The following is a 15,433-nucleotide window of genomic DNA, read 5'->3' on the forward strand; positions in this document are numbered from 1 at the left end:
ATGGGGGCGTTTGAGCGCTTAATGGATCGTGTGGATGCAACAACAGCAAAGCGATTCGGAAAATCCATCATCATTAATGAAAAAGCCTATGTGGGTGTGGAATCTCATTTTTTGCCTGAAATGGGGCCAATTAACGGTGATGGCATCTCCTACGTAGTGTTTTCTGAGGAATACAAGCCAAGGCCAAGAGACATTGTTGTTGCGGATGATCTTACCTATACCGTGACCCGATATCAGCGATTTAACGGGAAATGGTTAATTTTTGTTGAGAATGCCGATGATGAAGGGAGCACAAGAGGCGATTAGGCGCTTACGCTTACTGAATGACAGCATTGTCCCCACGGCAACAGCACAAGCGATCAATCGTGTAGCCTCAAGGGCGGTGAGTCGAAGCGTCAAGCAAGTGGCAAAAGAAACCCGAATTCCTCAAAAAATTATCCGAAAACGTGTCCGTATCAGGCGAGCGAGTACTCAACACAGCACGCCCAAGGCAAGGTTGACTGTAAACCGAGGTAATTTACCGGCAATTGCTCTGGGCACCGCGCGCATGCAGCTATCTCGGCGCCGTGGTATGGCGCAAACCAGTACGTTAAAGGTAGGACGGTTTACATTTAAAGGCGCCTTTATTCAACAACTGAATAATGGTCGTTGGCATGTGCTACAGCGCGTGGGGCAAAGTCGATACCCCATTGAGGTGGTAAAAATCCCCCTCACCAAGCCGTTAACGGACGCATTTGAAGAGCATGCGATAAAGGTGCGAGAGGATGATTATGGGAAAGAAATGACGTACGCGATCAATCATCAGCTAAAACTGCATTTTAAGGGGGGGTAGTGATAAAGCACACCAAGATCCGCAATATCGTAATAGACGGCCTTAAGCCCTTTGTTGGGGAGGCGACCATCTATGATGGGCGAGTGGTCAGTATCAATGAAAACGAGTTTCCCGTCATTGCTGTTTATCTCACCGATGTGCAGCCATCACCCAAGTACCTTGATACCAATGGCTGGAACGCAGTTTTGCATATTGAATTATTTCTTAAGTCTTCACAGCCGGACGCCAAACTTGATGAGTGGGTAGAAAGTAAATTGTTTCCCGCCGTCGCTGGGATGAAACGACTGGGTGAAGCGATCGATAGCATCACACAACAAGGGTTTAGCTATGCCCGTGACGATGAAATGTCGTACTGGGCATCGGTTGATCTCACCTATTTTATTGAATATGAAATGTAAGGGGCGCATATGCCAATCATGCCAAATCCGCTAGAACCGACTAAAGGCGCTGGCACAACACTGTGGATTTACACGGGAACAGACGACCCAACGAAAGATCCGTTTGCCGAAACAGGGTTCACACGACTTGGTAAAGTCAAAAATCTTGAACCGGGAGAGATCACCGCTGCAAGTGAAGATGACAGTTACTTAGATGATCCCAATGGGGATTGGGAAAATACCACACAAGGTGAAAAATCATCAGGTGAAACCAGCGTTACTTTAGCTTGGCTGCCGGGCGAGGAAGGGCAAAAAGATCTTGTTAAATGGTTTGATGATGGTCAGCCTCGTTTTTATAAAATCATGTATCCGAATGGTGCGCTTGATTTATTTAAAGGTTGGGTGAGCGGATTAGGAAAAACCATCCCTATCAAAGAGACGATCACTCGCACCGTTAAAATCAAAAACACCGGTCGTCCTACACTTGCCGAGGAAATCCCTGAAAAGCCAGCAAGCAAAACGGTTACTCAACCAAAAGTCTAACGTGATTCATTCGTTGTAGCCACATTCATTGTGGCTTTTTTTATTTCCATCAAAGGAACCTAACATAATGTTTTTAAATAAAAAGACAATTCATCTTCATGATAAAACAGTTGTTTTGTATGAGGTCACTGCATTACAACGCGCCGATTACTTTGATTTTTTAGTGGAAAAAGAAAAAGAGTCCGAAGGGTTAGAGGGCGCGGCATTGACTGCTAAATCTATTCGCACATTGGCGGAAAGTCAGGCGTGGCTGGTATCTCGCTCTTTATGGAATAGCGATCGCGAGCGTGATGTTGATGAAATTAATAGCGAAGTATCTGCTAGTTGGGGGAAGAGCGCACTAGAAGAAGCAGTCGCGGCAATACTCGACATCAGTGGCATGGCAAGTCAAAACGATAATTCAGATGATGATCATGAAGATGCCGAGCCGCTGGAAAAGTAGCACGGCGTGAGCGCGTTTTTGCTTTACGCTTTGCGCGTGAGTTTGGGCGTCCGGATTGGCGACGTATGTTAAGCGAAGTGAGTGCTTCAGAGTTCAATGATTGGATTGAGCATTTCAGCAAAACACCGTTCACGCCGCAATTGATTGATACTGAATTTGCCGCGCTTCAAAGAACAATTGTTACATCAATGTGTGGCGCGGACGTCGAAATGACTGATTTTATGTTGCTAACTGATATTGATTTTGATGATAACGAAATGTCTGACGAAGCCATACAATTAGTCGGCTCAGCAATACCAGGAGGGCTACGTTATGAGCCAACAACAGATAGCTGATCTTGTTATTGATATTGGTGCGAATACTACAGACTTTGAAGAGAAAGACGGTAGAGTTGCCCGAAGGTTAAAAGAGCAAGAGCGTGAGCAGCAGCGCTCCATGAAGCGCCAGCAGAATTTGCTAGACCGGATGGCGGCGCGGGAGGCGGAAAAGCTTCAAAAGCAATCAAGCCAAACAAAACAACTCGAAAGTGAGGCTTTATCAGCAAAGCAGCGCTCTTTACAGTCACTGCAAGCACTACAACGAGAAGCGGCTCAGGTGGCTAGCTCACACATTCAGCTCATGTCTGAATTAGAGAAAAAAAGCAGCGAGGCGTTTACTTTTAAGCCAAACCTCACTGAGATGTATACAACGCAACTCAATGAATTTGAAAAGCAAAAGAAAAGCTTACGAGAGATTGAAGAAATACGGATCCGACTACAAAAGGATAAGGATAGGGAGCTTTTAACGCTAAAAGAGTACACGGCATTACAAGCCCGAGCAACAGCGCTAAGTCGTGAGACTGAGAGCGCTGAACTCTCTGCAACTCAAGCCAAGCAGCGCTTTATTAGTAAGTTAAAAGAGCAGGTCACACAGCAAAGCCTTTCCCGCACTGAAATGCTTCGGCTGCAAGCGGCACAGCTTGGCGTGTCAAGTTCCGCAGACATTTATATTCGCAAACTGGAAAAGCAAAACTCAGCGCTCAAAGGGGTTACACTGACCTCGGGTCAGTATCGTCAAGCTATGCGTCAGCTCCCGATGCAAATGACAGACATTGTCACCTCTTTAGCGTCTGGCATGCCACCGTGGTTGGTTGCGGTTCAGCAGGGCGGGCAAATTAAAGACTCATTTGGTGGCTTTGGTAATTCCCTAAAAGCGATTACATCACTGATCACGCCGTGGAAAGTTGCCATGTTCGGCGGCGTGGGTGCCCTAACTGCCTTTGGCGTTGCAGCTTACCAAGGATCCAAAGAGCTTAGTGAGTACAATAAGCAGCTGATTTTGACTGGCAATTATGCAGGCAAAACTAAAAGCCAACTTAATGATCTGGCTCGGGCTTTATCGGGTGATGGCATCACGCAATACAAAATGGCCGATGCTTTGGCTCAAGTGGTCGGCTCTGGTTCATTTAGTGGTTCTCAGGTGGACATGGTGGCGAATGTTGCCGCTAAAATGGAAAAAGCCACGGGTCAATCGATTGATGAAACTATAAAGCAATTTCAACGCCTTAAAGATCAGCCTGTTCAGGCAGTGATGGAGCTTGATAAATCGCTACATTTCTTGACTGCTACACAGCTTGAACAAATCACAACCTTGCAGGAGCAGGGGCGTAGTTCTGAAGCCGCTAAGTTAGCCATGGAGTCTTATGCTAACGCTATGGATGATCGAACTAAGCAAATCAAGGAAAATCTAGGAGCACTAGAAAGGGCGTGGGTCTGGGTTGGTGATGCGGCTAAAGAAGCATGGGATAAGATGCTTGATATAGACAGAGAGGAAACAACTGAAGATGAAATAAAAAGGCTAGAGGACTATATATCTAGGTTTGATGGCTCAATATATACATTTGGAATGGATGATAGGAAGCAGCGGCTAGCTGAATTAAGGGAAATTAAATTTCAGAATGATATTAAAGCCGCTAGAGATAAAGCAGAAAGAAATGAAGAGGAGCGTAAAAAAAGGCAGTTTACTGCTGATCAGAAGTTAAAAAAGGACTATGAAAATGCAGAGGATAGACACCAACGAAGATTGAGCGAAATTAAAAATTCTGGCGCCTCAAAGTCTATAATTGATGAATCAATTAAGCGTGAAGAGATTCGTTATAAGAAGGAGTTATCAAGAGAAACGCCAAGAGTAGCTAAAACACCAAAAGGTAAGGCGTATAAACCTGATCTTGGCACTCGTAACGATGAGTCCGCTCAAGCTGAGCTAACCTCTCTTCAAGCTCAATTAAAACTCCTCGAGCAGCATTCAACAGCCACTGATTTTATTAGTCAGCAGCGTAAAAACTTACAGTTAGAGCAAGCTAAATTTGATGTCTTGGAAGAGGCAAGCAAGACGCGTAAGTTGTCATTTGATGAACAATCGTTGCTTAAGAACAAGGAAAGTATTCTTGCGAGCAAAAAACAGCTGGCAGATTTGGGTGATAAAATCGCCAAACAAGAGCATCTAAATAAACTGCAAGATCAGGCTGATAAGTATGTTAAGCAGCAGGAAGCAAGGCAAAAGGCAATCACGGACTCTCTAGGTAAATCTACTTTAGAGCTTCAGCGAGCCTTGGAGGTTGAGCAGCTTCGCTCGGTTTATGGTGATACACCGCAATGGGATAAGGTTCAATCAGCTAAACAATCCACCTTTGATAAAGAGGATGCGGCGCGTAAAGACTGGCTAGCAGGGATGGAAACAGCTTGGGGTAATTATAAGGATGTGGCATTAGATGCAAATGCTCAGATTCAAAATGTGACGTCTGCGGCTCTTAGTGGTTTCAGCACTCAGTTGACAAATGTTTTATTTAATTCTGAAGCAAAATTTAGGGATTTTACTGTGTCAATTCTTAAAATGATTGCTGAAATGCAAATACAAAAATTTCTTGTAGGTGCTGGTGGGTTATTTGATTTTGGAGGGATTACGCCAAACGCTAAAGGCGGTGTTTATACTGCTCCCGGACTGAGCGCATATAGTGGGCAAGTCGTTTCCAAGCCAACATTGTTTCCATTTGCGCGTGGTGCAGGTTTGATGGGGGAGGCGGGGCCGGAGGCAATATTGCCATTACGGCGAGGTGCTGATGGTAAGTTAGGCGTCATTGCAGCAGCCAATAAAAGTGCTGGTGGGTTTTCTCAAGTGAACCATATCACCATTCAAAATGATGGTAGCAATGGGGAGATAGGACCGCAAGCGCTAAATGCTGTATACAACATCGCGAAAAAAGGTGCAGAAGATTACATGAGAACCCAACGGCGTGACGGCGGTTCATTTTCCGCCTAAGCACAGAAACACAAGCCTCCCGAACGAAGGCTTTTTAGAGGTGGAATAATGGAAGTATTTATTTGGCCAATTAAACCGGGAATGAAAACGGATTTCTCCCCAAGGATCAAGGAGGCTCAATTTGGTGATGGTTATGCTCAACGCAGCCCCGATGGCATTAATCATCAACTTAGAAAAATAAACGTGATGCTGTCACTTAAACCTCAAATAGCAGATGAGGTATTATTATTTCTTGCAAAGCATGGCGGATATAAGTCATTTATTTTTCAGCCAATTAAAAGTAATAAACCAATAACGGTCATTTGCAAAAAGTGGTCTTCAGATAAAAAAGCGCTAAAAACTGAAATTAGCGCTGAATTTGAGGAGGTTATAACATAACAAAAGATTCTATATTTGGTTATGTTATCTATGGCATTGGAGATGATCTCGGTTATCATTACCTGCATCTAAAAGATGCAAAATAGGGAATTGTAATGAAAAAATTAATGTTGGGCTTGCTGCTTTTTTCGGTTGAATTTGGAGCTAATGCAGAGTGGAAATATGAAAGTGATATAGACCAAATGCGAGGAACGACATCTTATCTAGCAACCATAACTGCTAAACCACTAAGCAGTAGCACTGCTGGTGATTTAACTATTGTTATCTCTAGTGATGATAATAAAATATCTACAGGCTCAGGAATGTATCTTATCGGCGAACGCTTTGATTGTGATAACGAAAGGTTATGCAAAATAGCAGTGAAATTTAATGCAGGAAAGGTGTTAGATAATTACATTAGGCTTAACAAAGATCACTCCTTAGCTTATTTTGTCCATGATATGGAATTTATTGAAACCCTGAGAATGGCAAATTCAATTTTTATTGAAATACCCATCAGAGGAAAGGGGTTAGTACAATATAAAGTTAATCCGTCTGGCATGAAATGGAGTGGTGTAGTTGAAGAGGGTGAATTCATTACATCAATAGGGAGTGTTAACTTTGTCAATTCTGAGATCGAACCATCCAGTGATGCTTATGTAAATGATAGAGGGCTAAAATGTAATTTAGTGAAGAATTTTAGCTTTGGTTTAAATAAAAAATTCATCGGTGATGCTTCTATTTGTTTTAGTGACAAAAAGGCAATATATGTTGAGATAGATAATGTTATTGCCAAAAGAAATGATTTAATTCAAGAAATTAATAAAGCTCGCAATGATAATGAAGATCTTAATGGTGATGTAAGGATGTGGTTAAATTCAGATGATGGTAAATACTTATCGTCAGTGTACATGAGCAAGAGCAGGAAAAAAGGGTACGCGATACATATGTTTTACCATCCAAATGGAAACGCTCTTGTGGAATAACATTGATTGAGCTATAGAATCATGTTTTATCACAACCACCTTCGGGTGGTTTTTTAATGGGAGTAATAAATGCAAAATATCCCACCTGAATTGCTTATCTCTATTACTGAATTAGAGGCTGACGCTGAATTAACTTTATATGAAATAGACTTTACACATATTGGCGGCATTCTCTATCGATTTCATGATGGCGCTAACGAATTATTAAAACCGGTTGTGTGGCAGGGGAAAGAGTATGAGCCTTATCCGATTTCGGGAAGTGGCTTTAACTTCAACGGCAAAGGCCCCGCAAGCCGACCGACGATAGCACTATCAAATGTTTTTGGTTTGATAACGGGGATCGCAAGTCCTTTAGATTCAGGGGTGGGTGGCTATGTTATTCGGCGAAAAGTGAATACGCGTTTTCTCGATGCGGTAAACTTTGCGAACGGTAATGAATATGCAGATCCTTCGCAAGAATCAGTCAGTCGTTGGGTCATCGAGCAATTAACCACGATTAACCCAGAAACGGCAACATTTGAACTCGCCACGCCGAGCGAGACTGATGGTGCGATGTTGCCAGCTCGAGTTATCCTCTCTGATGTATGTCCTTGGTCGTACCGCTCGGAAGAGTGCGGCTATAAAGGTGCTCCCGTTGCGGATGAACTAGGCAACCCAACATCGGATCCAACAAAAGATAAATGCGGGAAGCAGCTATCTGACTGCAAATTAAGAAATAACACAAGCCGAATAGGCTGCTTCCTTTCTACATCTCGCCTCAGTCAGTAGGACTTTTTATGTTAGAACAAACCATTTTGGCACATGCAAAAAGCATGGCGCCACAGGAGTCGTGCGGCCTAATCATCAGACAGGGTAATTCAGAGCAGTACATTTCCTGTGAAAACAAACATGCGGCTCCTGAAAGTCATTTCTCTATTTCGGCTGAGGATTACATACAAGCTAGCCAGCAGGGCGAGGTTATTGCGATTGTGCATAGCCACCCAAACGGAGTGCCTTTTTTGAGTTCAGCGGATAGAGCGCATCAAATCAAAACTGATTTGCCGTGGTGGCTGGTTTGTGATGACCGAATTACTAAATTTGATTGCGTTCCTCGATTACTGGGGCGTGAATTTAATCACGGTACCAATGATTGCTATGGCTTATTTCGTGATGCCTATCACCTAGCCGGTTATCCATTACCTGACTTTGAACGGCATGACAATTGGTGGCGACAAGGTAAAGAGTTGTATCTCGACAACTTATCAAGTAACGGGTTTAAGCAAGTTAAAAAAAATATTCAGCCTGGTGATGTAATTTTATTTTGCTACGCCAGTTCACGCGCCAATCATGCGGCAATTTATTTGGGTAATCAAATGATATTGCACCACGTCCCCAATCAACTCAGCAAACGTGAGGTTTATAACGAAAGATGGCAGAGACTAACACACTCAATTTGGCGTTACCGCCATTGGCAACCATCCGCTTTTACGGGGATCTCCAACGATTTGGGCGGCGATTTGATTTAAATATTCGTACCGCCGCTGAAGGTCTTCATGCGCTTTTCTTACAAATCCCACACTTAAAAACTGCATTTCGCGATGGTTGGTACCAAATTCGCATTTCAGGCACCGACGTTAACCCTAAAGAATTACATCAGCGTGTTTATGAGCCGCTAGAGCCAAATGCGGTGATCCATATTGTTCCACGTATTGAAGGAGCGAAGACGGGCGGCGTTTTTCAGTTTGTTGCTGGGGCTGCAATACTCGGTCTTGGTTGGTGGGGGCCGGCTTGGATGTCGGCAACCGTTGCAACAATGATGATGTCTGCGGGGGCGGCAATGATGTTAGGCGGTGTGGCGCAAATGCTCACCCCTGTACCTAAGCGTCAAAACTTGTCGAGATCTGAGGAAGAAAAAGGGAATACCTATTTTAGCAATCTTGATAACGCTGTTGCACAAGGGATGCCGGTTCCGGTCGCATACGGTGAAATCATGTGTGGTTCTCGAGTGATATCGCAAAGCGTCGAAATTATGGATGACGGTGAAGCAACGGATATTGATGTGGGTAAACATGGCGGCAGTGGGGAGACGTAATTATGGGTAAGGGTGGCGGCAAACAGCATACTCCGTATGAAGCGCCAAACGATTTAACATCACGACAAAAGTTATCAATTATTGACCTTGTGAGTGAGGGGCCAATTGAAGGGCCGGTCGGTGATTTGCAGGGAGTATTCTTAAATGATACGCCCGTTATTGATCAGTCAGGAAACAGTAACGTTAATGGAATGACGGCTCAATGGGTTTCTGGAACACTGGAGCAACCACCGTTAGAGGGCTTTGCTTCTTCATCCAGTGAGACCCCCGTGGGGGTAGAGGTGAAAAAAAGCACCCCCGTTACTCGCACGATCACATCACGAAATATTGACCGGCTTCGTTTAACGTTTGGCACACAGGCACTTGTTGAAGTTAAAGATAACGGGGATCGTGTTGGCACTTCTGTTGAGTTACAAATTCAAGTGCAACGCAATGGCGCTTGGGTGACAGAAAAAAATGTCACTATCCGAGGAAAAAGAAGTAATTCACCTTATTTGATGGCGGTTGTTATTGATAAATTACCACCGCCGCCATTCGGTGTACGCATAGTCAGGATCACGGAAGACAGTACAAGCGATAAGTTACAAAACAACACCATGTGGTCAAGTTATACTGAGATCACCGATATCATTCAAACCTATCCCGGCTCTGCGGTTGCAGGGCTTACTTTTGAGAGTGAGCAATTCGGTAACCAATTCCCACGCCGCAACTATCTTGTTAAAGGGCGCATTATTCAAGTGCCTGATAATTACGATCCTGAAACGAGAACTTACTCCGGTATTTGGAGTGGCGTTTTTAAACCAGCATATACGAACAATCCGGCGTGGGTGCTACGAGATCTTTTAACCCACCCGATCTATGGAATGGGTAAGCGGCTTAATATTGCCATGATTGACAAGTTTGCTCTCTATGTCATTGCTCAACATAATGATCAGTTGGTGCCTGACGGCTTTGGCGGCAAAGAGCCTCGAGCGACCTGCAACGCTTACATTACCGATTTGCGAAAAGCTCATGACGTCATCAGTGATCTCTGTTCAATGATGCGCCTCATGCCTGTGTGGAACGGGCAGCAAATGACATTTGTTCAAGATCGCCCGAGCGACACAGTGTGGCCATACACAAATGCCAATGTCATCAATGGTCGATTTAACTACAGTTTTAGCCCATTAAAAGCACGTCATAATATTATCGAAGTGCGGTTTATTGACCCATCCAACGGATGGAAAACCAGTATTGAGCTGGTTTCTGATGATGCATTAGTTGCTAAATTTGGCCCTAATGTTTTAAGGGTGGATGCGTTTGGTTGTACCAGCCGAGGTCAAGCCCACCGGTATGGCTTATGGATCTTAGCCACGGAAAGATTGGAGTCTCAAACCGTTGATTTTAGTGTTGGCGCTGAAGGCCTACGGCACTTACCCGGTGATATTATTGAAATTATGGATAATGACTGGGTTTCTGAGCAAGTTGGTGGGCGTTTGCTTGCTATTGATGCTACTCAGAAAATATTCACATTAGACAGAGAAGTGACCCCACCAAAATCTGGTACCGCTATGATCTCGGTAATTAATGGCACAGGAAAGCCGGAGCGCGTTAAAATTACAAGCTTCCTATCCGACAGCCAGATAAAAGTTGAACAAATGCCAAAAGGGGTCAGAGCTAAAGGCATTTGGGCGATAGCGCAACCTAATTTAGCAAGACGGCTATTTAGGGCAATGACCGTTTCTGATAATGGGGATGGCACCTATGCGATTACAGCGGTGCAGCATGTTCCAGAGAAAGAAGCGATTGTTGATCAGGGGGCTAAATTCGAACCGCTACCTGATACGCCTTTGGGTGGGTATTTACCCCCAGTTGAAAACCTTTCAGTTGAAGTTAGTCCCGACAATGAAAGCTGGCAAGTTGAGGCGAATTGGACGACATCAACTTCTGTACGTGGTGTTGACTTTCTTCTTAAGTTGACCCAAGCAGATCGCATTGTTGGTACCGCGAAAACATCGGATAACTTTTACCGCTTAGGCGGCTTGCCCCAAGGCAACTATATTTTGTCAGTGTCACCGCAAAACAAAGAAGGGCAAAAGGGGGTGCAATCATCAGTATCATTTGATATTAACCCACCGCCACCGCCGTCTTACATTGATGTTGAGCCGGGCTTTTTTAGCCTAGGGGTTATCCCTCACGTTGGCGGTCAAAATGCCCTGCGCTTGCAATATGAATTTTGGTTTTCCGAGAAGCAGATACAGAATATCAATGATGTTGAGTATCTAGCGGAATACCTCGGTAGCGGTACGATGTGGGTTATTCAAGGAAGAAAGCTTAAAGCTGGCCAGACATATTATGTTTATGTCAGAACTGTAAACCCAGTGGGCAAATCGCAGTTTGTTGAAGCTAGAGGCAAGCCAGAGGATCGCGCTGATGAAATACTGGAAGTTATTGGCGATAATTTTCTTTCTACCGAAGCTGGCCAGAAAATGCAGGAGCAAATCGACTTCAACAAAGACCAAGTGGCCGACTTGAAAATTGACAGTGCAGTCTTTGAGCAGAAAATCATCGGTATTGATCGCGAGCTAGGTACTGTCAATGAAGCAGTAATGATGAACACTCAGTTCAGTACAGAATTACATTTTAGCTTGAAAGAAGAAGTTGCTGATCGCAAAGCTGAGATATTCCGCATTGAACAAGTGCAAGTTACTGATAGAGAAGCTGCTGCGCGCTGGCAAGAGAAAATCAGTGCTGAAGTAAGCTATAACGCTGCTGAAATTCTCAATATCAAAGATACTCAAACGAGCTATGAGAAAGCGACAGCTCAACAAATTAGTCAAGTTAAGGCGGAATTAGGAGAGACAAATAAAGAAGTTGGTGACATCAAAGGTCGTGTTACTACAGTCGAAACCGCAACAGTTGACTTGAAACAAGCGCAAGCGAAGTTTGAGCAGTCAACGACAGCAGAATTCGGGGAAATGCGTGGTTACATTACTAACATTGAAACGTCACTGACTAACATCGAGTTTGCAGTATCAGAAGCGATTATGCAGACAACTGCACAAGTTAATGAAACTAACTCAGAGTTACTGAAAACGAAAGCAGAAGTCACTCGACTTGCAACAGCGACAGCAACAAATGAAAAAGCTACTGCACAATTAGTTGAAAGTGTAAAAGCGCAACATGATCAGTCAGAAGCTGAATTTATTGATGTGCGTAAGTCCATCGCTGAGAAAGACAAAGCACAGTCAGAGCGCACAGAACAAGTGCGCGCAGAACTCGGGAAAGACATCAACGCGAACAAAGATGAAATTGATAAAAACAAAGGGGAACTATCGAAAGTTAGTGCTGCTGTGACAAACAATACACAGTCAATCGCAACACTAGAAGAAACGACAACTCAGATTAAGCAAACTCAACAAAGTCAGTACGATGATACTCAAGCCAGTATTGGTAAATTAACTGAAACAACCGCAAGCAACACAAAAGCGATAACGGAAGTCAAAGAGCAGAGTCAGTCTCGCTTTGAAAGCAATGAAGCGACGATTGCAAACATGCAGCAAACAATTGTTAATGCTGAAAGCTCACTGTCTGAAATGGGTATGCAGTTGACTGCGGAGGTTGGAAATCAAGCAATTGAGCAACTGAGAATTAAAGCGTCAATTACTCGTTTAGATACAGTAACAGCTGACAAGTTTCAGGCATTCGCACAGTCATTCGAGAAAATTGAAACTCAATTCAATGATGTAAACTCAAGTATTACGACTCTCAAGAAAACTGTATCCGACAATGAGAAGTCACAAGCGGAAGTTAACGAGCTGATTAAATCAGAAATTGGTGAGAATAAAGCAGCAATTGAGAAGCGGGCAGAAACCTCTGTAGATCAACAAGGAAACTCTCGCGCTTACTTCAGCATTAAAGCGGGTGTATTGCATAACGGGCAATACTACGATGTTAAAATGATGATGAGTGCGCAGGTTAAAAACGGACAAGTTGTTACACAAATCGCTTTTGCCGCGGATGAGTTTATTATTTTTAATAATGCCAATGGTCAATTTGTTACTCCATTTGCCGTGGTTAACGGACAAGTATTTATTGGTTCTGGTTTTATTCAAGATGGTTCGATTACTAACGCTAAAATTGGCAATGTCATCCAATCCAATGACTTTAAAAAAGGAGAGAAAGGCTGGCAAATACCTAAAAATGGTAACCCCGAGTTTAATGACGGGACATTTAGAGGAAAGGTCTACGCAACTGATGGTGACTTCAGAGGAACTGTCCACGCTGAAAAATTCATTGGTGATGTTGCAACAGGAGTCTTATACAAAGGGGTGTCAAAGTATTTTTACAAACAATCCTATATGTCCATAGAAACATCAATCATCTATGTGGGTGGGATGCCCTATGACGTTGATTTGATTTTGCCAACAATGCATTTCGCATCAGAGCATAAGTCACCAGCAATTCATTATCCAATCAAGATTGAAGTATTCGCAAATGGAGTGAGTCAAAGTGTAATCACAACAACTGTTGACAGTCCAGATACAACATGGGCTGCTGTTGCATCTTGTTATATTAAAATACCCAAAATGCAAAAAGATACGGAAATCAAAATACGATTAACAGGCCAAGGCAGCGGCGGTGATAACTCTGATTGTACATTAAGAATCCACCCTGCACTTATACTCGCATGCAAGAGCAACGCACCATCATTCAAGTAACTCAATCAGTTCAAAACAGGCCGCTTAATTGCGGTTTTTTTACGTCCAAATTTCAAGGAAATATTATGTACAACATCGGCACAGTCACAGCGACAGCAAATAGCACAAAATTAGTGGGAACAGGCACGAAGTGGAAAGAGAACATCAATCTTGTGCTTCCAATGCAATCGTTACAAATCCAGATTGGTAACACTGTTCACAACAACAGCATTCACTCAATACAATCGAACACAGAACTAACGCTCAACTTTCCGCTTCCAGCGTCGCAAACTGGCGCTAAATACGTTATTTTCACAACAACAATGGATTCAATTTCAGCAGCAGCAAACGCGATTGTTGCAATGAACGTATCTAACGTACAGTTCAGTGATATACAAAATCGCATCATGACTGAAAGTGGCGTGATTGATATTAAACTCCCTGATGGAACAGTTCGAAAAACACGCACAGAAGCAGAGCGGGATAAACTGCTAGACGGGAAGTTTGATAAAGCCGGAGGGACTATCACAAAAGATGGAGCTGCAATAACCCTGAAAAACACTAGTGATTACAAAAATCATTATATGCAATTTCAAAATGCAGATGGGAAACGCAGGGCATACATTGGATTCGGTTCTGATTCACACAAAGGCTTTTCTATTACAAATGATGATCTAGGCTCAACATTAGTTCTTAAAGATGGTGGTGCAACGTTAAATGGCGTTGATATCATGAGGGTTGGTGATTTCGGGGTGGGAGAGCCTATAGTATTAACAGCCAGTGATAATCTTGGTAAAACAACAAAGATGGGCATTTACATGCAGCCGTATACAGGGCAAGCTACCATCGCAAATGAATACCCAATCGAACGGGCTGGAACGTTGATAGTCACACCTACAGGGGGAGGGAATGTATTACAAGAATATCGAGCACATAACAGCCCTGCGCTCATCTATTACCGCAGTATAAGCAACCAAGGTACATCAGTAAGTGTGCCTTGGATTTTACAATACAACACTGGTAACACAACAAAAGACTCAAATGGCAACTTAAAAGCCGCATCTCCGATTGTTAAAGTTTTTGCTGATCACATTGAGCTTAACGAAGAGTCAGAAGGCGTTGAACTCGAAAAGCTCGGCACTGGTCGCTATAAGCTGAAAGGCGTACTCGGTATGAATTCCGATGCTAGCTGGGGTGGTATTCATGGCGGCATGGTCATCCCAAATGGTATTAACAATCTACCATTAGTTTGGGGTAGCTTTGATGTATTGCCCGATGGCGATATTATCATCGAAACACGCTATCGCAAGCATGAGTTAAATGAGCGTCAAGAAGCTGAGCGTTTAATGACTTATCCTGAGTTTCTGAAAGATGAGCTTGTTGAAGTTGACACTGAAGAAGGCAAGAAAGAAAAGCTACTTAAAGTTGAGCGCGAAGACTATGAGTATTGCGATATTCCCAACGGACACTGGATCGACGTTCGCGTAAACATGCCATCCAGCTCTATCTACAACCTCAAGCAAGCAGAAGCAGAGCGATTAGCAAAAGAAGCCGCAGAGAAGCAAGCTGAAGAAGAGGCTAAGAAGGCTGAATTGGAAGTGGAGGAAGGCGATGATATATAGTGTAATTGTGTCGTCATTTTACCGTCATTTTACCGCCATTTTACCTTTTTAAAATTTTACCCACAAAAAAACCAACCCTAACAGGTTGGTTTCCCTATAAAAAATTGGTCGGCATGATAGGATTTGAACCTACGACCCCCGACACCCCATGACGGTGCGCTACCAAGCTGCGCTACATGCCGAACTGCCATAATAGTACTCATTTTCCCCATTAAAGCAAGACTTGA

At 43.5% G+C, this 15,433-nt stretch carries 13 protein-coding genes, 1 tRNA gene and 1 pseudogene; 14 read left to right on the plus strand and 1 reads right to left on the minus strand.

Annotated elements, in window-relative coordinates:
* The 14 genes and pseudogenes from G3341_RS08655 to G3341_RS08720 all read left to right on the plus strand — a co-directional run bounded on the left by G3341_RS08655 (position 1) and on the right by G3341_RS08720 (position 15,206).
* Positions 1-306 (plus strand): ATP-binding protein, encoded by a 306-nt coding sequence (locus G3341_RS08655; RefSeq protein WP_163861281.1) that lies wholly within the window; start codon positions 1-3, stop codon positions 304-306.
* Complete coding sequence (locus G3341_RS08660) at positions 281-832, plus strand: phage tail protein (protein ID WP_163863570.1); 552 nt, start codon at positions 281-283, stop codon at positions 830-832. The genes G3341_RS08655 and G3341_RS08660 overlap by 26 nt, the downstream gene beginning before the upstream one ends.
* On the plus strand, positions 832-1,230 hold the full coding sequence (gene gpU, locus G3341_RS08665) for a phage tail terminator protein (protein WP_163861284.1): 399 nt from the start codon (positions 832-834) through the stop codon (positions 1,228-1,230). The genes G3341_RS08660 and gpU overlap by 1 nt, the downstream gene beginning before the upstream one ends.
* 18 nt (positions 1,231-1,248) lie before the next feature.
* Positions 1,249-1,731 (plus strand): annotated as a pseudogene (locus G3341_RS08670) (phage tail tube protein); the annotation flags it as partial.
* 88 nt (positions 1,732-1,819) lie between these two features.
* On the plus strand, positions 1,820-2,194 hold the full coding sequence (locus tag G3341_RS08675; protein ID WP_163861288.1) for a phage minor tail protein domain-containing protein: 375 nt from the start codon (positions 1,820-1,822) through the stop codon (positions 2,192-2,194).
* 65 nt (positions 2,195-2,259) lie between these two features.
* The gene (locus G3341_RS08680; protein ID WP_244316498.1) at positions 2,260-2,529 is read left to right on the plus strand and encodes a phage tail assembly protein T; all 270 of its coding nucleotides are present in this window, start codon (positions 2,260-2,262) and stop codon (positions 2,527-2,529) included.
* On the plus strand, positions 2,507-5,491 hold the full coding sequence (locus G3341_RS08685; RefSeq protein WP_163861292.1) for a phage tail tape measure protein: 2,985 nt from the start codon (positions 2,507-2,509) through the stop codon (positions 5,489-5,491). The genes G3341_RS08680 and G3341_RS08685 overlap by 23 nt, the downstream gene beginning before the upstream one ends.
* A gap of 48 nt (positions 5,492-5,539) precedes the next feature.
* On the plus strand, positions 5,540-5,869 hold the full coding sequence (locus G3341_RS08690) for a phage tail protein (RefSeq protein WP_163861295.1): 330 nt from the start codon (positions 5,540-5,542) through the stop codon (positions 5,867-5,869).
* Between the two features lie 95 nt (positions 5,870-5,964).
* Positions 5,965-6,834 carry a hypothetical protein gene (locus tag G3341_RS08695; RefSeq protein ID WP_163861299.1) on the plus strand — a complete coding sequence of 290 codons (870 nt, stop codon included), beginning with the start codon at positions 5,965-5,967 and terminating at the stop codon, positions 6,832-6,834.
* 69 nt (positions 6,835-6,903) lie between these two features.
* A complete protein-coding gene (locus G3341_RS08700; protein WP_163861302.1) occupies positions 6,904-7,602 on the plus strand; it encodes a phage minor tail protein L in 699 nt (232 codons plus the stop codon).
* A gap of 8 nt (positions 7,603-7,610) precedes the next feature.
* Entirely contained in the window at positions 7,611-8,339 is a 729-nt protein-coding gene (locus tag G3341_RS08705) for a C40 family peptidase (RefSeq protein WP_163861306.1), read from the plus strand.
* Complete coding sequence (locus G3341_RS08710) at positions 8,243-8,905, plus strand: tail assembly protein (RefSeq protein ID WP_163861309.1); 663 nt, start codon at positions 8,243-8,245, stop codon at positions 8,903-8,905. Before G3341_RS08705 ends, G3341_RS08710 begins: the two co-directional genes overlap by 97 nt.
* Before the next feature lie 2 nt (positions 8,906-8,907).
* Positions 8,908-13,605, plus strand: a complete 4,698-nt coding sequence (gene gpJ / locus G3341_RS08715) for a TipJ family phage tail tip protein (protein ID WP_163861312.1) — start codon at positions 8,908-8,910, stop codon at positions 13,603-13,605.
* Positions 13,606-13,670: 65 nt separating this feature from the next.
* Positions 13,671-15,206: a pyocin knob domain-containing protein gene (locus G3341_RS08720; RefSeq protein WP_163861315.1), complete on the plus strand. Its 1,536-nt coding sequence runs from the start codon at positions 13,671-13,673 to the stop codon at positions 15,204-15,206.
* A gap of 105 nt (positions 15,207-15,311) precedes the next feature.
* Here G3341_RS08720 and G3341_RS08725 read toward each other — a convergent pair.
* Positions 15,312-15,388 (minus strand) — tRNA-Pro (locus tag G3341_RS08725).
* Positions 15,389-15,433: the final 45 nt, after the last annotated feature.

Source organism: Providencia vermicola (genome assembly GCF_010748935.1).
Lineage (GTDB): Bacteria > Pseudomonadota > Gammaproteobacteria > Enterobacterales > Enterobacteriaceae > Providencia > Providencia zhejiangensis.